The sequence below is a fragment of the Photobacterium angustum genome, from assembly GCF_002954615.1.
GTDB classification, from domain to species: Bacteria; Pseudomonadota; Gammaproteobacteria; order Enterobacterales; family Vibrionaceae; genus Photobacterium; species Photobacterium angustum_A.
This window is the reverse complement of sequence record NZ_MSCJ01000001.1, coordinates 688323-710146: the sequence shown is the minus strand read 5'-3', so window position 1 is coordinate 710146 and position 21824 is coordinate 688323. Positions and strand designations below refer to the sequence as shown.

Here is a 21824-nt window from a genome sequence, read left to right as displayed (position 1 = left end):
GTGCATTGTCTGTGTACCGAAAAAGCTTTTAGTGAAAATTTTTCTCTCGCCCCAGATAATAAGGTACAAATAGTTCATATCAGATAACTATTTTAGACGCCTAATAGATAAAAAAATTCATCGCTATGTCAATTTGATTCACTTTTTGTCCAATTAACCATCACTATGAATAAATTACCATATCGTACAAACAAAACGAGCGGCTTAATAGCCGCTCGTTTATTTATTCTGCTTATACTCAGCAATACACTTATCGTGTTTTAATCACTAGATTATTTGACTGTTTAACTTCTTCCATTACAACGTACGTACGCGTGTCATTTACACCCGGTAGACGCAATAATGTTTCACCAAGAAGCTTACGGTATGCTGACATATCAGATACACGTGTTTTTAATAAGTAGTCAAAATCACCAGAAACAAGATGACACTCTTGAATATCTTCAAGCTCTTGAACTGATTTATTGAACTGTTCAAATACATCTGGCGCACCACGATTTAGTGTAATCTCTACAAACACCAATAGTGAAGCATCAAGAAACTGTGGGTTAAGCAATGCGGTATAACCACTGATATAACCTTGACGCTCTAAACGACGTACACGCTCAAGACAAGGTGTTGGAGATAAACCAACACGCTTTGATAGCTCAACATTTGAAATTCTGCCGTCTTTTTGAAGTTCATTCAAAATATTACGGTCAATGCGATCCAATTCCTTGGATGGTTTCTTTTTGGTATCTACCATTTTTTATTCCACCTTCTTACTTCCTTGCAAAAAAATATACTACATTTTATCTATTTTTAGAATCAAATAAGCCACAAGTCAAAATTAATAATTAATAATCACCTATAAATTGACATGTAACCTAGACAAATCGACTACCTAACACTATTTCTATGGCAATTTGAGCTTTATGATTCACTACCCACTTGCTCATGTTCCTTGCCCAATATTACCAGCTACAGTCTTGCCGCATGCTAAAAATTGAATATTTATCACCCGCGCACCCTATAATTTAAAGTGTGCATTGTTATGTAGTTATAGAAATTTTTACCAGATAAGAAATGATTGTCAAAGTAAAACAGCAGCAAAACTCGTATTAATCACTACGAAAACGCGTAGAAAACACCTAAAACATGTATCTTTGACTCCATTTTATTTGCGACAAAGAGCATTATCATATGAATAATTACCCATATAAAAGAACCTAATCTATAGTCGACCATTTTCTAATAAAGGTTTCTTTGTTAACGTTTTTTTCTTTGCACCCGAACAAATAATGACAAATTAAAACTACAAATCAATATGTTAACAACATATTGCATGTTGGTTTATTCATTTAACATAGTGACTGCGGTTAAACATAAAACAATTAATAATAAAAAAGTGACGCGATAAAAATATAATCTGATTTTTCAATTTTATCTTTTTTACTTATTCATTTTCTTTCGTGTTTTTTTGTGACCTATGTAACGTTTTATTTATTAACCTCTTTGTCTTTACTTAACGTTTTTTTTTCATATATAACGCCAAATTAGCAATAACCTATTCTTAATTCGACTCTTCCTTTACGTCTGCAATTTACCTACAATCAATTCTCAATAACAATAATCTCATTCAGCCTGGAGAAGAAATGAGTAACGTAAAACATTGTGAACTGCTCATCCTTGGTTCTGGTCCTGCGGGCTACACCGCTGCGGTATATGCTGCACGTGCTAATTTAAACCCTGTGATGATCACTGGTATGCAGCAAGGCGGTCAGTTAACCACGACGACAGAAGTTGAAAACTGGCCAGGGGATGCTGATGATCTAACCGGTCCTGCGCTAATGGATCGCATGAAAGCACACGCAGAAAAATTCAACACTGAAATTATTACCGACTACATTGTTGAAACTGATTTCAGCCAACGTCCTTTTTTATTAAAAGGTGAAAACAGTACTTACACATGTAATGCGCTAATTATCTCAACAGGTGCGTCAGCAAAATACATTGGCTTAGAATCAGAAGAAGCATTTAAAGGCCGTGGCGTTTCTGCATGTGCGACTTGTGACGGTTTCTTCTACCGTAATCAAAAAGTAGCGGTTGTCGGCGGCGGTAATACTGCTGTTGAAGAGGCGCTTTATCTATCAAACATTGCATCTGAAGTTCATCTTATCCACCGTCGTGATTCTTTCCGCTCAGAAAAAATCCTGATTGATCGTCTTATGGATAAAGTCGCTAATGGCAATATCATACTGCACACAGATCGTACTTTAGATGAAGTGCTTGGTGATGATATGGGTGTTACAGGTCTTCGCCTAAAAGACACTCACTCTAACGCAACTGAAGAGTTAGACGTTATGGGTGTGTTCATTGCAATTGGCCACCAGCCAAATACAGCTATTTTTGAAGGTCAATTAGACATGGAAAATGGCTATATTAAAGTGCAGTCAGGCTTAAATGGTAATGCAACACAAACAAGCATTGAAGGCATTTTTGCAGCAGGTGACGTTATGGATCATAACTACCGCCAAGCAATTACTTCTGCAGGTACTGGCTGTATGGCTGCGCTTGATGCTGAACGCTATCTTGACGCCCAATAATCAGTAAACGTCCAAACCGCGACTTAATAAGTGGCGGTTTGTTTATCTCATAGTTAAATGTATGCTCACCATTTAACTATGAGCTACCCACCGTTAATACCGTAATGAAACCCTTATATGGATAAACAATTACATCGAGATTTAACCAAATGGCTTAAATCCCAAAGTAAGTTAGCCAAACGCTGGCTTATGCTAAGTATTGGATTAGGCTTTTTGTCTGGTTTACTGCTTGTTGGACAAGCAGCATTACTTGCAAATATTCTGCATCAACTGATTATTGAACATGCTGATAAATACTCTCTTATTAACCAATTTGTTGGTTTATTTGTCATTATCGGTTTACGTTCTCTATGTAGTTGGGGAAGAGAAATTTTTGGCTACCGTTGTGGTGAACAAATACGCTTACATATACGCCAATTAATTCTTAATCGCTTACAAAGCTTAGGCCCCGCTTATATTAAAGGAAAACCTGCTGGTACATGGGCAAGTCTTGTCCTTGAGCAAGTAGAAGAAATGCAAGATTTCTTTGCTCGCTATCTACCTCAGATGTCACTATCCGTTCTTATTCCTGTCGTGATTTTATTTGTCGTTTTCCCTTTAAACTGGGCTGCTGGATTAATATTCTTACTCACCGCACCACTTGTTCCTTTATTTATGGCACTAGTTGGCTTAGGTGCTGCAGATGCTAACCGCCGAAATTTTAAGGCATTACAGCGTTTATCAGGGCACTTTTACGATCGTCTTCAAGGGCTATCTACCCTGCGTTTATTTGATCGTGCAGAGGCTGAAGCAGAAAATCTTCATGCCGCTTCTCACGTACTTCGTAAACGTACAATGGAAGTCCTTCGTCTTGCTTTCTTATCTTCAGCAGTATTAGAGTTCTTCTCTGCTATTTCTGTTGCTATTGTTGCGGTTTACTTCGGTTTTGCTTTTATCGGTGAATTAAATTTCGGTAACTACGGTATCCCGATTACTTTATTTACTGGTTTATTCATTCTGGTTCTTGCACCTGAATTTTACCAACCGCTACGTGATCTTGGTACTTTCTACCATGCCAAGGCACAAGCTATTGGTGCAGCAGAATCTATCGTTGAGTTTCTCAATATTGAAGCAGACGAAATGACGGATGGCTCTAAAACATTAACAACACCAGATAAAATCCAAATATCAGTGACCGAGTTAGAAGTACTAAGTCCTGAAGGTCAAAAGCTAGCAGGTCCTCTGACATTTGATATTAATACCAATGAACATGTGGCACTGGTTGGTCCGAGTGGCGCAGGTAAAACCAGTTTATTAAATGCGTTATTGGGCTTCCTTCCCTACCGCGGCAGTATCAAAATTAATGGGATTGAATTAAAAGAACTTAACCACAGTGAATGGCGTCAAGCAATTAGCTGGGTTGGTCAAAACCCGTTACTTGTACACGGTACGATTTATGAAAACATCACATTGGGTGATCAGTTAGCTGAACAAGCCAAAGTGACTCAAGTTGCAAAAGAAGCTTACGCTGACGAATTCATTAATCGCTTAGAAAAAGGTTATCAACATCATGTGGGTGATCGCTCCGGTGGTTTATCTGTAGGTCAAGCGCAGCGTATTGCTGTTGCTCGCGCCATGTTACAACAAGGTGCGTTTTGGATTTTAGATGAACCCACAGCAAGCCTTGATGCTAACAGTGAACGCTTAGTCCTTGAAAGTTTAGGCCGTGCTGTTGAGCAACATACAACATTGATGGTTAGCCACCGTTTAGATCAATTACATGCGATGGATCGTGTTCTTGTGATGGAAAATGGCAAGCTTGTTCAAAACGGTCCGTTCGTAGAAATTAGTCAACATGGCTTACTCGCAGATATGCTAAGCCATACAGATAAGAGGGATCTCGATGCGTGATTTAATCCCTTACCTAAAACTTTACCGTAAGCATTGGTTTGGCTTAACACTTGGTATGCTCTTAGGTTTAGCGACAATTCTTGCCGCTATTAGTCTATTAACCCTATCAGGATGGTTTATTGCCGCTTCTGCTGTTGCGGGTTTAACCATCGCTAGAGAAACATTCAACTACATGTTACCTGGTGCAGGTGTACGTGGTTTCTCTATGGCACGTACAGCTGGCCGCTGGGGGGAACGTGTTGTAAGTCACAACGCAACGTTTAAACTCCTTGCTGATCTACGTTTATTTTTCTTTAGGAAACTCACACCACTGATCCCAGGCCGTCAAGCTAACCTACGTGATGCTGATTTGCTGAACCGTTTAGTTGCTGATGTTGATGCGATGGATCACATCTATCTAAGATTGGTTAGTCCTTTAGTGATTGGCATATTGGGTATTGCTGCAATTACCGCATTTTTATCATGGTTTGATCCAACGATAGGCTTAACGCTTGGTGGGATCTTACTCTCATTAATGTTTATATTGCCTATTCTGTTTTATCGCTTAGGTAAACGTAACGGTGAACAACTGACAGTTGCAAAAGCGAACTACCGTGTAAAACTGCTAGATTGGTTGCAAGGTCATGCCGAACTCTTGCTGTTTAATGCAGAACCTCGTTACCGCCAACAAGCAGAAGCAGAGCAAGACCAACTACTTGCAGCTCAACGCAAAATGGCGAGTTTAACAGGCTTAGCTAACGGCATGTTGATGGCAGCCACTGGCTGGACTTTAGTGGTCATTCTATGGATTGCTGCTGATGGTATTGGTGGTCATGCACCCGATCCATTTGTTGCTATGGTCGCATTTGCAACGATGGCAAGCTTTGAAATGATGATGCCCGTTGCTGGTGCTTTCCAATATCTAGGGCAAACCATAACATCAGCAAAACGCTTAAATGAAATCATTGAAGCTACGCCTGATACGGTCTTTGATCCAAACGGTTACCACGGTGATGCACAAGGTGAACTGAAGATTGAAAATGTCAGCTACACCTACTACGGTAGCACTCAGACTGTAGTGAAGAATGTATCAATAGACTTAAAACAAGGTGAAAAACTGGCATTACTAGGGCGAACAGGTTGTGGTAAATCAACCTTACTTCAACTGCTCACTCGTAGTTGGGATCCTCAGCAAGGTCAAATTTCCATTGATGGCAAACCACTTCCTACATGGAGTGAAGCCGCTCTACGTAAAGCTATCACCGTTGTTAGCCAACGTGTTGATATCTTCAACGGTTCATTACGTGAAAACCTTGTGTTAGCGAAACCTAACGGCACTGATGCTGAATTTACAGAAGCATTAATTCAGGTCGGCTTATCCCCCCTACTTGAAGATAAAGGGTTAGATACTTGGTTAGGTGAAGGTGGGCGTCAAATCTCTGGTGGTGAAAGACGCCGCTTAGGTATCGCTCGCGCACTGCTTCATGATGCACCTATCCTATTAATGGATGAGCCAACAGAAGGACTTGATCGCCGAACTGAGCAGCAAATATTAGCCTTGTTACTCGAACATGCAAAAGATAAAACCGTACTCTTTATCACCCACCGATTAGTTGGACTCGATCAAATGGATCAAATCTGTTTAATGGATGAAGGTGAGATCATCGAACGCGGTAAACACCAAGCATTACTGGCACAAAACGGTCGTTACGCAGAATTGTGTAATCGTATTTAAGTACTGTAATAGCTAAAAATAAATAAAGGCGATACCTGAGTGTATCGCCTTTTTATTATCTGTCTCATCTCACTATCAACTGCGATATAATCATTTAAGATTTACCACTACTATCAGTAAAGTATGACTATTTATTTACCAGAGATCGATAGCAGCACTTACCAGTTTCCTCATCCGTCAAACGCCTTATCAGAACCTAATGGATTACTGGCAATGGGAGGAGATCTCAGCCCAAAACGCTTACAAACCGCCTATCGTGAAGGTATTTTCCCTTGGTTTTCGGAAGGTGAACCTCTTCTTTGGTGGAGTCCTACCCCTCGTGGCGTTTTTTATCCACATACCTTTATGCCAAGTAAGAGCTTGAAAAAGTTTTTCCGTAAATCAGGCTATACCGTCACGATTAACAAGGCATGCCATGATGTGATTCGCCACTGTGCAAGTTGCCGAGGGCCTGAACAAACGTGGATCACTGAAGAAATGATTTCAGCCTATCAAAGACTACATACCCTAGGTATTTGCCATTCCGTGGAAGTTTGGGCTAATGAAAAACTAGTAGGCGGTTTTTATGGTATTGAAATAGGAACTGTTTTTTGTGGTGAGTCGATGTTTTCATTGGCGGATAATGCATCAAAAATTGCACTATGGCAGTTTTGTCGTTATTTCTCTGGGCTTGGTGGTACGTTAATTGATTGCCAAATGATGAACCCACACCTTGAGTCCTTAGGCGCAGAAACCTTTGAGCGTTCGCTATTTTTAGAGCATCTTTACCAACAGCGAGATATTATACTGCCAGTAGAAACCTATCTTTCTCACGTTTTACCGATTGCACAGGCCTAACCAATGAATCAGTTATCACTACAAATAGGTCTAACACCTGAATCTAATTGCAGCTACTTACCTAATGAAACGGAGCGATTAGGGGTAGTTATAGAGCCACAGTGGCTATCACCCGAAGGCTACGACTTATTAATAGCCTCAGGTTACCGTCGTAGTAGCCGTGCCATTTATAAACCTATGTGTGCTGCTTGCTCAGCCTGTACCCCTTTACGTATTGATTGCCAAGGATTCACACCATCAAGAAGCCAAAAACGTCAGCAAGCTCAAATGCGAAAACTGCGCTTCGAGTTTAAAACAGAGCTAGATGAAAACTGGTTTACATTATATGAAAAATACATCCGTATTCGTCATTCTACAGGCTCCATGTTTCCAGCTAATAAAGAGCAATTTTTTGAATTTGTAACAGCCCCTTGGATGGCAACCGCATTTTTACATGTTTATGAAGGTGACAAACTTATCGCCATTGCAGTAACGGATGTATTTCCTGACGCTTTGAGCGCAGTATATAGTTTTTTTGAACCAGAGCACTCTCTCTCACTCGGAACCTTGTGTGTACTTTTTCAAATAGAATTCTGTCGTCAATCAAACCGTCAGTGGCTATATCCAGGGTTTCAAATCGATGCTTGTAAGGCTATGAATTACAAAACACGTTTTTCCCCTCATCAGAAACTTATTGATGGTATATGGCAGTAAGTTTGCTTAAATCTAAAGCAATACAAACTAAACACATCAAACAAAAGTCAATTTACGTAGAAAATACGTATTAATCGCGAACAAAAGCTGACAAAGACAACTGGCAAGGGTAAAATTACCACCTAAACTTTACACTTAAACAGTTTCGAGGCATTATCCAGCCCGATCAAGATGAATGGCTGGTAGCCTAAGAGGATTCAATGGCAAAAGAAGACGTAATTGAAATGGCAGGTACTGTACTAGATACACTACCTAATACAATGTTCCGTGTTGAGCTGGAAAACGGTCACGTAGTTACTGCTCACATCTCTGGTAAGATGCGTAAAAACTACATCCGTATTCTTACTGGTGACAAAGTAACTGTGGAACTGACTCCTTACGATCTAACTAAAGGTCGCATCGTCTTCCGCGCACGTTAATTTTCTTTCAAAATTAACGATGCAGTGAAACCCAGCTAAATGCTGGGTTTTATTTTATCTATCAAATAATCTTTTTGCGTAGATAAAAAAACGCCGCAGGCTTAGTAGCCTGCGGCGTTCTAGTTTTATCGCATTTAATCACTAATGCGCAGGTTCCATCTCACTACTGAATTGGAAATCAAGCTCATCATTGATAAAGTCAACACGTACAGAACCACCATTCACTAAACAACCAAACAGTAATTCATTCGCCAGCGGCTTTTTCAAGTTATCTTGAATCACACGCGCCATCGGACGAGCCCCCATTGATTTATCGTAACCTTTATCTGACATCCAGTTACGTGCACGTTCAGAGACTTCCATTGATACACCACGCGCATCAAGTTGGGCTTGCAGTTCAACAATAAACTTATCTACCACTTGACCAATAACATCTTTCTCTAGGTGGTTAAACCAAATGATATTGTCTAAACGGTTTCTGAATTCAGGTGTAAATACACGTTTGATTTCAGTCATCGCATCATGGCTATGATCTTGTTGAATAAGGCCAATAGATTTACGTACTGTTTCGGTCACACCCGCATTGGTCGTCATAACAAAAATCACGTTACGGAAATCCGCTTTACGACCATTGTTATCTGTTAACGTACCGTTATCCATTACCTGTAACAGTAAATTAAATACATCAGGGTGGGCTTTTTCAATCTCATCCAGTAACACTACTGAATGTGGATTTTTAATCACGGCATCCGTTAATAAACCACCTTGATCATAACCCACATAACCAGGAGGAGCACCGATTAAACGGCTAACCGTATGACGCTCCATGTACTCAGACATATCAAACCTTAACAGTTCAATGCCTAGTGTACGTGCAAGCTGCACGGTCACTTCTGTTTTACCAACACCCGTAGGGCCTGCAAACAAGAAAGAACCAACAGGTTTATTCTCAGCGCCTAATCCTGCACGACTGAGTTTAATGGCCTCAGTGAGTACATCAATTGCATTATCTTGACCAAATACTAGCATCTTCAGTTTGTCATCAAGATGCTGAAGTACGTCACGATCACTCGATGAAATCGACTTCTCAGGGATACGTGCCATCTTAGCAATCATGGCTTCAATATCACCCACGTTCACCGTTTTCTTACGACGGTTAGCTGGAGCTAGACGACAACGGGCTCCCGCTTCATCAATCACATCAATCGCCTTATCTGGTAAATGACGCTCATTGATGTATTTAGCTGAAAGTTCTACTGCAGCACGAATTGCTTTATTGGTAAAACGTACTTCATGGTGCGCTTCATATTTCGGCTTCAAGCCCATTAAGATCTTGGTAGTATCATCAAGAGATGGTTCAATTACATCAATTTTTTGGAAACGGCGTGAAAGTGCACGTTCTTTCTCAAAAATATTGCTGTACTCTTGGTACGTGGTTGATCCCATACAACGTAACTTACCACTACTTAGCAGCGGCTTAATTAAGTTCGCAGCATCAACTTGACCACCCGATGCCGCACCCGCACCGATAATAGTGTGGATCTCATCGATAAATAGTACTGCATGATCTTCTTTTTCTAACTGCTTTAAGATTCCTTTAAAACGTTTTTCAAAGTCACCACGATATTTAGTTCCCGCGAGTAGCGAGCCAATATCCAGAGAATAGATCACGCAATCTTTAATAATCTCTGGTACTTGTCCTTCAACAATACGCCATGCTAACCCTTCTGCTATCGCTGTTTTACCAACCCCGGCTTCACCAACTAATAGAGGGTTATTTTTACGGCGACGGCATAACACTTGAACGGTACGTTCTAACTCTTTATCTCGCCCAATTAATGGATCAATACCGCCCGCTTTTGCAAGTTGATTAAGGTTAGTTGCAAAGTTCTCAAGCTTATCTTCAGAATTTGCTTCTGCACGCTGTTCTTCGTTATTTCCCATATCTGATGAATTAACATCATCGTTGTCACTGTCTTTTACAGTGCCGTGAGAGATAAAGTTAACGACATCTAGACGACTAATATCACTTTTCTTAAGTAGGTAAGCGGCGTGAGATTCTTGCTCACTAAAAATAGCAACAAGAACATTAGCACCCGTAACTTCACTACGTCCGGATGATTGAACATGGAAAACTGCACGTTGTAAGACACGCTGGAAACTTAGCGTAGGTTGTGTTTCACGGCTTTCGTCATCAACCGGAATTAATGGCGTAGTTTGTTCAATAAAGGAATCAAGTTCACGACGCAATTGGTCTAAATCAGCGCGGCACGCTAATAAAGCCTCTTGAGCTGCTACATTTTCTAATAGAGCCATCAATAGATGTTCTACAGTCATAAACTCATGGCGCTTTTCTCGCGCACGGGCAAATGCACCGTTTAGGCTCGCTTCAAGTTCTTTGTTTAGCATAAGGCACCTCCCCTAAAAACCACTAAAAATGGCGTGCCGGAAAAAGATTATGCTTTTTCCATAGTACACAACAGCGGATGTTCATGTTCGCGTGCGTACATCATTACTTGCGCTACTTTTGTTTCTGCTACTTCTGCTGTGAAAGTTCCGCAAATAGCTTTGCCTTCATAGTGTACAGCTAGCATTAACTGAGCAGCTTTCTCCAGATCCATGGAGAAGAAAGTTTGTAACACTTCTATCACAAAATCCATCGGTGTGTAATCATCATTATTCAAAATTACTTTGTACATCGATGGTGGCTTAACCTGAATCTCTTCCTTTTCTAAAATATCGGAGTCAGGACTAATCCATTCGTATAACTTACTCATAGTTTCATCTTAGTTCATTAGTTCACAAGCTGGCTATAGCGAAGCCAACAAAAAAGATTTTATCAAAATGTTACAAAGAACACTTGACTGACTTGCTCTTTTTACTAAAGTGTTACCTGTAGTAGATATAATCTGCATCAAAACGCATTAGTATGCAAACTATCAAATGTATTGTTATATGGCTAATGCCAAATGGAAGTTGAATGCAAGAGGGATGTAATAGCATGGCAACAGGTACAGTGAAATGGTTCAATAACGCCAAAGGATTTGGTTTCATCTGCCCTGAGGATGGAGAAGATGATATCTTCGCCCACTACTCTACAATCCAGATGGAAGGATACAGAACACTTAAGGCGGGACAACAAGTTAACTATGAAGTGCAAACAGGCCCTAAAGGCTATCATGCTAGCGAAATCATCCTCGCTGAAGGTGATGAAGCTAAGTAATCTTGTATCTACCACATTGTGTATAATAAAGGTGAGTTTCGCTCGCCTTTAATTTTTTCCCTTCTATCTCAACATCTACAGAATTACTAACAGACAATAATAATAATGTGTTTACTTGTCTACGATCTAATGACTCAATGGACATTAAAAGTACGGATATCACATGGTTATTCGCTAATCTTGTTCTGTACCAGAGAAATATACCAACATATTATGAATAAAAAGTGCATGACTAAAAAAGCACTCCCCATCGCTCAAATACAAACATATTTTTAACAATTCTCCTGCTCTGTTTTCATCATATGCGAAATAATCAGCGATGAAAACCATTGACTCATAGCCAAATATCACCTTTGAGAAGTTAAGCACGAACCACTACTCTGAGTGCCTAACAAGCAGACAAACTGTGTTTTTTACATACAAAAAAGCCCAGCAGTGCTGGGCTCATATCTATATGTAATGATTAAATTACATTTGTTCAATCATATCATCAGCAAATTCAGAACACTTACGTAATGTTGCGCCATCCATTAGACGCTCGAAATCATAAGTCACTGTTTTGTTGCTAATCGCAGCTTCCATTGAGCTAATGATTAGATCTGCAGCTTCAACCCAACCTAGGTGACGCAGCATCATTTCTGCAGAAAGGATAAGTGAACCTGGGTTTACTTTATCCTGGCCTGCGTACTTAGGTGCAGTACCGTGCGTTGCTTCAAATAGTGCAATGCCATCACCAATGTTTGCGCCAGGTGCGATACCAATACCACCAACCTGTGCTGCAAGTGCATCAGAAACGTAATCACCGTTTAGGTTCATCGTTGCAATAACATCGTACTCAGCAGGGCGAAGTAGAATTTGTTGCAAGAATGCATCAGCAATACAATCTTTAACGACGATCTCTTTACCCGTGTTTGGATTCTTTAGAGTCATCCATGGGCCACCATCAAGTAGTTCAGCACCGAACTCTTGTAGCGCAACTTCGTAACCCCAATCTTTGAAGGCACCTTCGGTGAACTTCATGATGTTACCTTTGTGTACCAAAGTTAGTGAGTCACGATCGTTATCGATTGTGTATTGAATTGCAGCACGAACTAAACGCTTAGTGCCTTCTTCAGATACAGGCTTGATACCTACACCACATTGTTGTGGGAAACGGATTTTAGTTGCACCCATTTCTTCTTGTAGGAATTTAATTACTTTATCCGCTTCAGCAGTGCCCGCTTGGAATTCAACACCCGCATAGATATCTTCAGAGTTTTCACGGTAAATAACCATGTCAGTTAGCTCTGGTTGCTTAAGTGGGCTTGGAACACCATCAAAATAACGAACAGGACGAGCACAGATGTATAAATCTAGCTCTTGACGTAATGCTACATTCAGTGAGCGAATACCACCGCCAACAGGTGTTGTCAGTGGGCCTTTGATCGCTACTTTATATTCACGGATAAAGTCTAATGTTTCTTGAGGTAACCAAGCATCTTCACCGTAAATCTGTGTAGACTTTTCACCTGTGTAGATTTCCATCCACTCAATTTTACGATCGCCAGCGTAGGCTTTCTTTACAGCTGCATCGACAACTTTAATCATTGCAGGGCTTACATCAACACCAATACCATCACCTTCAATGTAAGGAATGACTGGGTTGTTAGGAACGACCAATTTACCATCAGAATCTAGGGTAATTTTCTGACCTTCAACTGGTACAACTACTTTACTATCCATTTTAATCTCCTAGCGTCCATTTGTTATCTTTTTGTAAGATGCGAGCAAATCATACTTGAAATTTTAACGGCACGCCAATTGTGTTATTTTCACGTATAATAGACCTGTCTATACTACAAATCTCCATTACGGCAGTATTTATGAAGCCAAATACCATGATTCGTCAACCTAAACGTTCCAATAATGAGCGCAGGGCATCAAGAAAATTAAATAAACCTAAGCGAGCTCGCGGTCCACAAAAGATCATTTTATTTAACAAACCCTTTAACACTCTCACGCAATTTTCGGGCGAACCCGGCGACAGCACCCTTGCCGATTTCATCCCCGTAAAAGATGTTTACCCTGCTGGACGCTTAGATAAAGACAGTGAAGGTTTGTTAGTTTTAACCAACGATGGTGTTTTACAAGCACGGTTAACTCAACCCAAATCAAAGCAAGCAAAAGTGTATTGGGTACAAGTTGAAGGCGCACCAACAGAAGCTAATCTACAAGCTTTACGTGATGGCGTAGAATTAAAAGACGGTATGACACTACCTGCAGGTGTTGAAGTCATTGAATCACCAATGGTATGGGATCGTAATCCCCCCATCCGCGAACGTAAAAACATTCCAACGACATGGCTTGCTATTACATTAAAAGAAGGGCGTAATCGCCAAGTCCGCCGTATGACCGCACATATTGGCCATCCAACATTGCGTCTAATTCGCTATCAAATGGCACAATGGACGGTCAATGATCTTGCACCTGGTGAGTGGCGAGAAGTCACACTAACTACCAGTGAACAATTGTAAACGCTGCTATTCATCTGTGTGATTGTTTCTTATCTCAAATCACACAGATTACCAACTAAAATGTAAAACACTCTTTCTCTTCAAAAAAACTACACATTCATAACTATATCTATTATTATCGACCTAAATAGCAAACGTTTGCGCGGCAAGTGAAACAGTCTGATTATACTTTATATTTACGGCTTACTTGGCTGTTACCTATTGTATTTATAGTAATTTTTTAATTTCGATAATGATATAAGACAGCGCATTACGCTATGTCACTTATTTATTGAAGTGTGATTCTGCTCTCGATCTGTTTCAGCTCAATGCTTTCTGTTAGAATTACGCTCTTAACACTAAATTAGCGACTGAAGAGAAATATGTCAGATAACAGCCAAAAGAAAGTCATTGTCGGCATGTCCGGCGGCGTAGATTCATCGGTATCCGCTTACCTACTCCTTCAACAGGGTTATCAAGTTGAAGGCTTATTTATGAAAAACTGGGAAGAAGACGATAACGACGAATACTGCTCTGCTGCAGAAGATCTCGCTGATGCACAAGCTGTATGTGACAAGCTGGGTATTCCTCTGCACACCATTAACTTTGCAGCAGAATACTGGGATAACGTTTTCGAATACTTCCTAGCTGAATACAAAGCCGGTCGTACACCAAACCCAGATATTCTATGTAATAAGGAAATCAAATTTAAGGCATTCCTTGAATTTGCAGACGAAGTACTTGAAGCTGATTACATTGCTATGGGTCACTACACCCGTCGTAGCTTCCCAACAGCGGAAGACGATAAACCACAAATGTTACGTGGTGTAGATAATAACAAAGACCAAAGCTACTTCTTGTACACATTAAGTCACGAGCAGATCGCACGTAGCTTATTCCCTGTTGGTGAACTCGAGAAACCAGAAGTTCGTCGCATTGCAGAAGAGCAAGGCTTAATTACAGCGAAGAAAAAAGATTCAACAGGTATCTGTTTTATCGGTGAGCGTAAATTCACTGAGTTCTTAGGCAAATATCTACCCGCTCAGCCAGGTAAAATTGTTACCGCTGACGAAGGTAAAGAAATTGGTGAACACCAAGGCTTGATGTACCACACCCTAGGCCAACGTAAAGGCTTACATATTGGTGGTCAAAAAGGCGGTAATGGTCACGAAGATGCATGGTATGTGGTTGATAAAGATGTTAAAAACAACCTATTGATTGTTGGCCAAGGCAAAGATCACCCGCGCCTAAAATCAAACGGTTTAATTGCGAAGCAATTGCACTGGGTTGATCGTCAACCAATTCGTGAAACAATGGCTTGTACGGTGAAAACACGTTACCGCCAGCAAGACATTCCTTGCACCATCATTCCTGTGGATGATGAAACCATTAAAGTGATTTTTGATGAGCCTCAAATTGCAGTTACTCCAGGTCAATCCGCGGTATTCTACAACGGTGAAATCTGCCTAGGTGGCGGCATTATTGAAGAGCGAATTTAAAGGAGTTTCACCGTGGCTTACACTGTTTATGATCGAACAATCGCCTTTGCTGGTATTTGCCAAGCGGTAAAACTGGTTCAGGAAGTTGCCAAGAATGGTAGCTGTGACAACGATATTCTAGCCGCAACATTAAATAGTATTGTTGAAACAACACCAAACAATACTATTGCTGTCTATGGAAATGAAGAAAACCTACGCATGGGCTTAGAGTCTATGGTGCGTGATATCGACAATAGCACGTCAGGTAGTGAAATTACTCGCTACTTAGTCAGTGTGATGGCATTAGAACGTAAATTAGAAAGTCGTCGAGACAGCATGTCACAGCTTGGGGATCGCATTGATATGCTTAAACGCCAACGTGACCATTTTGAGCTACTTGACGAGCAAATGCTAAGCAACATTGCGAGTGTTTATCTAGATATTATTAGCCCGCTTGGCCCCCGTATCCAAGTATCAGGTACACCTGCACAACTACAACAATCTCACGTACAACATAAAGTCCGTGCATTGTTACTTGCAGCGGTACGTGGTGCGGTACTTTGGCGTCAGGTTGGCGGTAAGCGTCGACATTTATTGTTTGGTCGTAAGCAAATGATCGAGCAAGCAAAAATCTTGCTTGCGCGAAACTAAAAGCGACGATGTAAATATTCATAACATCTAGCTTTGGCTAATCCCTTAGCTAGATGAACAAATTGTTTTAACCCTTATAAATCAGGAGAGACCCAATATGGAACTGTCAGCATTGACTGCTGTTTCCCCAGTAGATGGCCGATACGGAAGTAAAACAAGCGCACTACGCAGCATTTTCAGTGAATTTGGTCTGCTAAAGTACCGCACAATCGTTGAAATCCGTTGGTTACAAAAATTAGCCGCTACTGACGCTATTGTGGAAGTTCCTGCATTCAGCCCTGAAGCTAACGCATTCTTAGATCGTGTTGCCGCTGAGTTTAGTGAAGAAGATGCGTTACGCATTAAAACGATTGAACGTACAACAAACCATGACGTTAAAGCCGTTGAGTACTTCCTAAAAGAAAAAGTTGCTGAGTTACCAGAGCTTCACGCGGTTAACGAATTCATCCACTTTGCATGTACTTCAGAAGATATTAACAACCTTTCTCACGCGCTTATGCTAACTGAAGCACGTGAAAAAGTAATGCTTCCAGAAGTACGTAACGTGATTGATGCGATCAAAGATCTAGCAAATCAATTCCGTGATATTCCAATGCTTACTCGTACTCACGGCCAGCCAGCTTCTCCATCTACAATGGGTAAAGAAATGGCTAACGTGGCGTACCGTATGGAACGTCAATACAAGCAAATCGAAAACGTTGAAATTCTTGGTAAGATCAACGGTGCTGTAGGTAACTACAACGCTCACCTTTCAGCTTACCCTGAAATCGATTGGCACCAGTACAGTGAAGAGTTCGTGACCTCTCTAGGTATCACTTGGAACCCTTACACAACACAGATTGAACCACACGATTACATCGCAGAGCTATTCGATGCATTCGCACGATTCAACACAATCCTTCTAGACTTTGACCGTGACGTTTGGGGCTACATTGCACTAGGTCACTTCAAGCAGAAGACGATTGCAGGTGAAATCGGTTCATCAACCATGCCGCACAAAGTTAACCCAATCGACTTTGAAAACTCTGAAGGTAACCTTGGTCTAGCAAATGCTATCTTCGGTCACCTAGCACAGAAACTGCCTGTTTCTCGCTGGCAGCGCGACCTTACTGACTCAACAGTACTTCGTAACCTAGGTGTAGGTTGTGGTTATGCAATTATTGCTTACACATCAACACTGAAAGGCATTAGCAAGCTAGAAGTTAACGCTGATGCGTTAGCTGCAGAGCTTGATAAGAACTGGGAAGTATTGGCTGAGCCTGTACAAACAGTAATGCGTCGTTACGGTATCGAAAAGCCATACGAGAAGCTAAAAGAGCTAACCCGTGGTAAGCGTGTTGATGGCGAAGGCATGCGTGTATTCATCGATGGTCTTGATCTACCAGAACATGAAAAAGCACGTCTAAAAGAGCTAACACCAGCAAACTACATTGGTGATGCTGTTAAGCTAACTGACAAGCTATAATGTCGTTATAAACGAGATTAAAAAGGCGAGAAAGGTTACCTTTCTCGCCTTTTCTTTATCTCTAATTTATCGATTAGACTTCCGTGAACATCACCAAACCACGGCGGTTCAATGCATTAGCTTTTAAGCTGTGCCCTTTCACGATGGGATTCTTCTCGCCAAAATATTTCACTTCAACATGATAATGCCTTTCATCAATTCGCGCTTTTAAATAGCTTTCAATCGCATGTGAACGACGCAGCGATAAAGCTTCATTGTAGCTATCACTACCTTGATAGTCAGTATGGCCTGCAATTAATATATCACCTGAAAGTAACTGAATTTTAGCAATAAAATCATCTAACTCTTTAATGTCTTCTGGTTTTAAAACCGCTTTATCAAAGTCAAAATGCGAGATTAAAGACAAGTATATTTTCTTATCTTCCGCTATTGTTTTCGGCTTAAGCTCTGCAATTAAAAACTTCTTCACGGTAAGATCATCAAACTTATTGATGTTTTCTTGGCTAACATAAGTATCAGTTGAACAACCAGTAAATAACGTTAATAAACATAATACGAAGAGTGATTTTTTCATTAGAATTTACCCACTAAGTTAATGAAGACGCCTTTCGCGTTGTAATCATCGTTATGTACTAAATCATCATCAAATTTAGAAAAGTTATAACCCACACCAATAAACATATTATCGTTAATATGTTTATTAACAGAAACTAAGGCACCTTGCTCTAAGTCATCAGTGACACGATCTTTTTTCCAGTGATACTCACCTGTTACATCCCAGTCTTTCATCACTCTATAACTTGCACTGACACCTGTTAGGAAAATCTCGTTCTTCACTGGCACATCACTGCTGTCTATACGTTTATAAAGCTCAGATTTTTTCTTATAAGCTCCTTTCAAACCAACATCAACATGAGCATTAACCGAATAAATCGTTTCACCTTCAACAATATGACTCTTCTCATTATTGGTATCTTGCTCTTTTGAACGGTCAGTTTGGTCGTAGTCTTCTAAATAGGTGTAGCGAGTTAAGAAGTTCAAGCGATCATTAAAAATAGGACGATAAGCTAAACCCACACTACTTTCGGTATAGCGTTCAACAACTTCGTTTTTGGTTTCATCTTTAGATTTCGAGTAATTGAATTTGCCAAACAAGGTGTATTCATCCGTAAGATGATGAACATAACGGTTAGTAGTCACAAACTGAGTGACTTTGTTATCACCTTTATCGACACGGTATTCAACTTTGTTTTTTAAGCTGTAATCGTCTTTATCAACTGACGTGTAAAGACTGATACCACTGCGTTCAATCTCACCGTTATCTGTGCTTTTTAAGTTGCTCTTTTCAAATGCAATACCCGCATCAACGTCGTCATTCACATCATAATCAAAACCAAAGGAATTCACTTTCCCTTTGCCATTGTTATCATCCACAAACTGATTCTCTTGATAGAACGATAACGTGTCAGTTAGATCGGCTTTCTGACCAAAAACAATATTATTTTCGTTATCATAATCTTCTTGGATATAACTCGCATAAGTGGAATAGTCGTCGTTAACTTGGTAATCCACTTTCGCTTGCAAAGAATCGCCGCGATCACCTGTCGCATATTCTCCTGATAACATCCAATCCTCATTCAGTGCAAACTCACCACCCACTGCAACGCTATCATCCTGATCAAAACTTTGGCTGGCATTAACCGTTTTTTGCCCTTTAACATATAAACTTTTGTCATCGTTAAATTCGTAATCAGCACGAATGCCAATCAGATCACCAGAGCTCTTTTGGTCATCATAATTGAGTTCATTAACATGTCGCCCAGCCGCTGCAATTTTCACATTGTCAGTAATACGGTATTGTCCTTCAACCTCAACACGTTCGGTATCGGTAACCGTTTTACCACTGCTATCTTGCTCATCTAAATGATCAAATCGAGTGGTTAATTGTGTACGATCGCCAAACTGCAAACGTAGCTTCGAGCCATAAGCTAACTGTGCCAAGTTATCATCTTGACTAGCATAGGAGTAACCCAAGTCTTTATCACGGTACCACGCTTCAATATCGTTACCGACAGCACCAAAAGTTTCTGGCATAAGATCGTACAAACTTGCAACAGCATGAACTTGGATCATGTCACCTTGACGTTTAGCATTTGGATCAGTATTTTCAATTTTATCGAAACTTAAACCACCGTCTTTTGATAAATAGTTACTGTCCGTTTGCTGCCCTTCAGAGTGAGAAAACTCCGCAGTTAAATAGCTTCCTTCCGTTGCTTTTAAAGTTAAATCAGCGCCTGATAACTGGTAGTCCTGGTTGTCTTTTTGCTCTTGTACGTAAGTACTGCCAAGCGCAATATTATCGGTAAGCCAACCTTTAACACGACCACCAGCAGTCATTTGCTCTAGTGATTTGCTACCGTTTGGTACATATTCATAATCAACCGATAAGTAGTTTTCTAGATCGTTATTGGTTGATGAATCTAATACCCCATCACCACCAGATTGTGACTGCTGACTTAATGGTTTATTTAGCACAATACGACCTTGGAACGGGTTAATGGTATAATCACGACCCGATTGCAAGGTTTTACGGCTTTCCACAACACCTGTTTTACTGTTACGCACAACGAGAGTGACTTTGTCGCTGCCTGGTACAATTTCACCGTGACGAGTGCTGTACAAGCTACCACCAGTACCTAAGAATTCATCATGCGAAGAAAGCGTATCGGCTTGTGAAGCAAAAGCGGTAACAGCAAGCCGATCATCACCAAATGACGTGGTTTGACGAGTACGATAATCCCCTTTAAAACCATATAAACTACGGCTGTAATCTGCGTTTTCAGTACCTGTTAATCCAGTATTGAAATTACCCCACATGGCACTGGATTTGTCATATTGCACATCAAGATAGACTTTACCTTTGGTATTAACGACTTTCTCAATATTGGCTTCATCACCATAGTTGCCGTAATACATTTCGTCGTCATCGTCTAAGATATCAAATACCGTTGTGTCGTCTGCGGCAAACGGATGTTTGAACATATCTTTTAACGCCGATTCTTTGGTATCAACATGGGCAACAACCTGAAGCTTGTCGCCAAACTTACCTTGACCGAAATACGCTAATCGACCACGGTTATAAATATCACCTTGGTATTGTTCATCAACAGCAAGTACGTCTTTATTACCAGAAACATGGTTACGGCCAAAATACAGATCCACTAAACCAGCTTGAGCATAGTAAGTATCGGGAATACGAACAAATAGCTGGTAATCACGCTCTTTGCCATCGTCATATTTCACTTTAACTGGGAACATATACGCATCTGTCGGCAAGTACTTTTCAACATACAATTTGCCATCTTCAACATCATACTCATCATCACCAATGGTTACAGTATCAACACCTTTAAGTCCTGTACCCATCATTTTTGCCATGCCTGATGACGTGGGAATGTTATGACGCATCAATGTTGCACGACCGTAACTGCGCTTTTCATTGTTATCATCATTATCAAGTTTATCGATTTCCACTTGTTTATCAGCATGAACTAAATCGGTAACACCGAGTGTCGATACATCCATGTTGCCATCTTTATCCCAAACCTTGAGTCTAAAGATCAGCTGCTCTCCTGCTTTAAACTGATAGCCAGTCTCTGTATTACCATCCCACTCAATATCAAAGTCATTACTCAGCTCATTACCTTTCAAGACTTTTAATGGCTGAGATAAATGACGATCTTTGCCACGATAAACTGAGAGTTGCCACTGCTTAATATAATGAGAGTAATTAGTTTGAATATTAAAGCGAAGGCTATCTGTCACCTTATTATGCTCAACTTCCACCTCATCACTGAGATCCACATTAAGTTCGGGTGAAAACTTAGTAATATCACGAGTAGCCCAAATAGCTCCCTCATCAAGATAGATACGAGAATTGTCTTTCTGAGTATGAATATCAGTTTTAATATTGGTTGACTCTGAGCTTAATAATGTCAACTCAGGCTCTGACGTTTGAGTCGTATTTTGATCGATGACAGATTGCGCTTGTACCATTAATGGGAGCGCTGAAATGATTAATACTGTTATTTGACTTAATTTAAACGTTTTCACTAGAACCTCTTGTCGGTCACTACGCTGATTTAAAAACGTGGTAACACTGATGCGAGCACTTTATTCTGAATTTGTTATCCCTTTATTTTGCTCGCTATATATTGGTGTTCTATACAAGCAAAATTACGTAAAGGCTGATATGAAGAGGCTAACAATTGCTGTTAAATGGGTTAACTCATAAATATTGAAATGTTTTGATTTTGAATTTCAGAGAAAGAAACAAGGTTTTATTAAAAAACAACAAATACAGTTTGAGGATAAATA

The 21824-nt window shown here is 40.3% G+C and carries 17 protein-coding genes; 11 read left to right on the top strand and 6 right to left on the bottom strand.

The genetic code is table 11. The features are described from left to right. Positions 1 to 250: 250 nt before the first annotated feature. A complete protein-coding gene (gene lrp / locus BTO08_RS03015; RefSeq protein ID WP_005368765.1) occupies positions 251 to 745 on the bottom strand; it encodes a leucine-responsive transcriptional regulator Lrp in 495 nt (164 codons plus the stop codon). Positions 746 to 1634: 889 nt separating this feature from the next. Between lrp and trxB the strand changes: the two genes are divergently transcribed. The 6 genes from trxB (at position 1635) to infA (ending at position 8138) form a co-directional block, all read left to right on the top strand. Further along, entirely contained in the window at positions 1635 to 2585 is a 951-nt protein-coding gene (trxB, locus tag BTO08_RS03010) for a thioredoxin-disulfide reductase (RefSeq protein WP_105059837.1), read from the top strand. Between the two features lie 117 nt (positions 2586 to 2702). After that, positions 2703 to 4475, top strand: a complete 1773-nt coding sequence (gene cydD, locus BTO08_RS03005; RefSeq protein ID WP_105059836.1) for a heme ABC transporter permease/ATP-binding protein CydD — start codon at positions 2703 to 2705, stop codon at positions 4473 to 4475. After that, positions 4468 to 6189, top strand: coding sequence for a heme ABC transporter ATP-binding protein/permease CydC (gene cydC / locus BTO08_RS03000; protein WP_005368771.1), 1722 nt, complete (start codon positions 4468 to 4470; stop codon positions 6187 to 6189). The genes cydD and cydC overlap by 8 nt, the downstream gene beginning before the upstream one ends. A gap of 123 nt (positions 6190 to 6312) precedes the next feature. After that, positions 6313 to 7026, top strand: a complete 714-nt coding sequence (gene aat, locus BTO08_RS02995) for a leucyl/phenylalanyl-tRNA--protein transferase (protein WP_105059835.1) — start codon at positions 6313 to 6315, stop codon at positions 7024 to 7026. A gap of 3 nt (positions 7027 to 7029) precedes the next feature. Continuing rightward, a complete protein-coding gene (locus BTO08_RS02990) occupies positions 7030 to 7719 on the top strand; it encodes an arginyltransferase (protein WP_105059834.1) in 690 nt (229 codons plus the stop codon). Between the two features lie 200 nt (positions 7720 to 7919). Continuing rightward, on the top strand, positions 7920 to 8138 hold the full coding sequence (gene infA / locus BTO08_RS02985) for a translation initiation factor IF-1 (RefSeq protein WP_005368778.1): 219 nt from the start codon (positions 7920 to 7922) through the stop codon (positions 8136 to 8138). A 141-nt stretch (positions 8139 to 8279) separates the two neighbouring features. Here infA and clpA read toward each other — a convergent pair whose 3' ends face one another. Next, positions 8280 to 10547: an ATP-dependent Clp protease ATP-binding subunit ClpA gene (clpA, locus tag BTO08_RS02980; RefSeq protein ID WP_105059833.1), complete on the bottom strand. Its 2268-nt coding sequence runs from the start codon at positions 10545 to 10547 to the stop codon at positions 8280 to 8282. Positions 10548 to 10594: 47 nt separating this feature from the next. Further along, the gene (gene clpS / locus BTO08_RS02975; protein ID WP_005368782.1) at positions 10595 to 10915 is read right to left on the bottom strand and encodes an ATP-dependent Clp protease adapter ClpS; all 321 of its coding nucleotides are present in this window, start codon (positions 10913 to 10915) and stop codon (positions 10595 to 10597) included. Positions 10916 to 11139: 224 nt separating this feature from the next. On the opposite strand from clpS, the gene cspD reads away from it, so the two are divergent. Next, a complete protein-coding gene (gene cspD / locus BTO08_RS02970; RefSeq protein WP_005368784.1) occupies positions 11140 to 11361 on the top strand; it encodes a cold shock domain-containing protein CspD in 222 nt (73 codons plus the stop codon). 468 nt (positions 11362 to 11829) lie between these two features. Here the strand turns inward: cspD and icd are convergent, their stop codons facing one another. Further along, the gene (gene icd / locus BTO08_RS02965) at positions 11830 to 13083 is read right to left on the bottom strand and encodes an NADP-dependent isocitrate dehydrogenase (protein WP_105059832.1); all 1254 of its coding nucleotides are present in this window, start codon (positions 13081 to 13083) and stop codon (positions 11830 to 11832) included. Between the two features lie 140 nt (positions 13084 to 13223). Here icd and BTO08_RS02960 point away from each other — a divergent pair, with 140 nt between their 5' ends. The 4 genes from BTO08_RS02960 to purB all read left to right on the top strand — a co-directional run bounded on the left by BTO08_RS02960 (position 13224) and on the right by purB (position 17447). After that, positions 13224 to 13874 carry a pseudouridine synthase gene (locus tag BTO08_RS02960; RefSeq protein WP_105059831.1) on the top strand — a complete coding sequence of 217 codons (651 nt, stop codon included), beginning with the start codon at positions 13224 to 13226 and terminating at the stop codon, positions 13872 to 13874. Between the two features lie 362 nt (positions 13875 to 14236). Further along, positions 14237 to 15352, top strand: coding sequence for a tRNA 2-thiouridine(34) synthase MnmA (gene mnmA, locus BTO08_RS02955; protein WP_105059830.1), 1116 nt, complete (start codon positions 14237 to 14239; stop codon positions 15350 to 15352). Positions 15353 to 15364: 12 nt separating this feature from the next. Continuing rightward, positions 15365 to 15982 carry a high frequency lysogenization protein HflD gene (gene hflD / locus BTO08_RS02950; RefSeq protein WP_005368793.1) on the top strand — a complete coding sequence of 206 codons (618 nt, stop codon included), beginning with the start codon at positions 15365 to 15367 and terminating at the stop codon, positions 15980 to 15982. Between the two features lie 97 nt (positions 15983 to 16079). Continuing rightward, positions 16080 to 17447, top strand: a complete 1368-nt coding sequence (gene purB, locus BTO08_RS02945) for an adenylosuccinate lyase (protein WP_005368795.1) — start codon at positions 16080 to 16082, stop codon at positions 17445 to 17447. Between the two features lie 73 nt (positions 17448 to 17520). Here purB and BTO08_RS02940 read toward each other — a convergent pair whose 3' ends face one another. Both BTO08_RS02940 and BTO08_RS02935 read right to left on the bottom strand, forming a co-directional pair. Continuing rightward, the gene (locus tag BTO08_RS02940; protein ID WP_105059829.1) at positions 17521 to 18021 is read right to left on the bottom strand and encodes an OmpA family protein; all 501 of its coding nucleotides are present in this window, start codon (positions 18019 to 18021) and stop codon (positions 17521 to 17523) included. Further along, positions 18021 to 21560, bottom strand: coding sequence for a hypothetical protein (locus BTO08_RS02935; protein ID WP_105059828.1), 3540 nt, complete (start codon positions 21558 to 21560; stop codon positions 18021 to 18023). The genes BTO08_RS02940 and BTO08_RS02935 overlap by 1 nt, the downstream gene beginning before the upstream one ends. Positions 21561 to 21824 lie beyond the last annotated feature (264 nt).

Excerpts from the sequence above, each read along its gene's own strand:
- aat (WP_105059835.1), top strand. The coding sequence starts at position 6,313 with ATGACTATTTATTTACCAGAGATCGATAGCAGCACTTACCAGTTTCCT.
- BTO08_RS02940 (WP_105059829.1), bottom strand. The coding sequence starts at position 18,021 with ATGAAAAAATCACTCTTCGTATTATGTTTATTAACGTTATTTACTGGT.
- cydD (WP_105059836.1), top strand. The coding sequence starts at position 2,703 with ATGGATAAACAATTACATCGAGATTTAACCAAATGGCTTAAATCCCAA.
- cydC (WP_005368771.1), top strand. The coding sequence starts at position 4,468 with ATGCGTGATTTAATCCCTTACCTAAAACTTTACCGTAAGCATTGGTTT.
- purB (WP_005368795.1), top strand. The coding sequence starts at position 16,080 with ATGGAACTGTCAGCATTGACTGCTGTTTCCCCAGTAGATGGCCGATAC.
- icd (WP_105059832.1), bottom strand. The coding sequence starts at position 13,083 with ATGGATAGTAAAGTAGTTGTACCAGTTGAAGGTCAGAAAATTACCCTA.
- BTO08_RS02960 (WP_105059831.1), top strand. The coding sequence starts at position 13,224 with ATGAAGCCAAATACCATGATTCGTCAACCTAAACGTTCCAATAATGAG.
- clpS (WP_005368782.1), bottom strand. The coding sequence starts at position 10,915 with ATGAGTAAGTTATACGAATGGATTAGTCCTGACTCCGATATTTTAGAA.
- lrp (WP_005368765.1), bottom strand. The coding sequence starts at position 745 with ATGGTAGATACCAAAAAGAAACCATCCAAGGAATTGGATCGCATTGAC.
- BTO08_RS02990 (WP_105059834.1), top strand. The coding sequence starts at position 7,030 with ATGAATCAGTTATCACTACAAATAGGTCTAACACCTGAATCTAATTGC.
- clpA (WP_105059833.1), bottom strand. The coding sequence starts at position 10,547 with ATGCTAAACAAAGAACTTGAAGCGAGCCTAAACGGTGCATTTGCCCGT.
- cspD (WP_005368784.1), top strand. The coding sequence starts at position 11,140 with ATGGCAACAGGTACAGTGAAATGGTTCAATAACGCCAAAGGATTTGGT.
- infA (WP_005368778.1), top strand. The coding sequence starts at position 7,920 with ATGGCAAAAGAAGACGTAATTGAAATGGCAGGTACTGTACTAGATACA.
- mnmA (WP_105059830.1), top strand. The coding sequence starts at position 14,237 with ATGTCAGATAACAGCCAAAAGAAAGTCATTGTCGGCATGTCCGGCGGC.
- trxB (WP_105059837.1), top strand. The coding sequence starts at position 1,635 with ATGAGTAACGTAAAACATTGTGAACTGCTCATCCTTGGTTCTGGTCCT.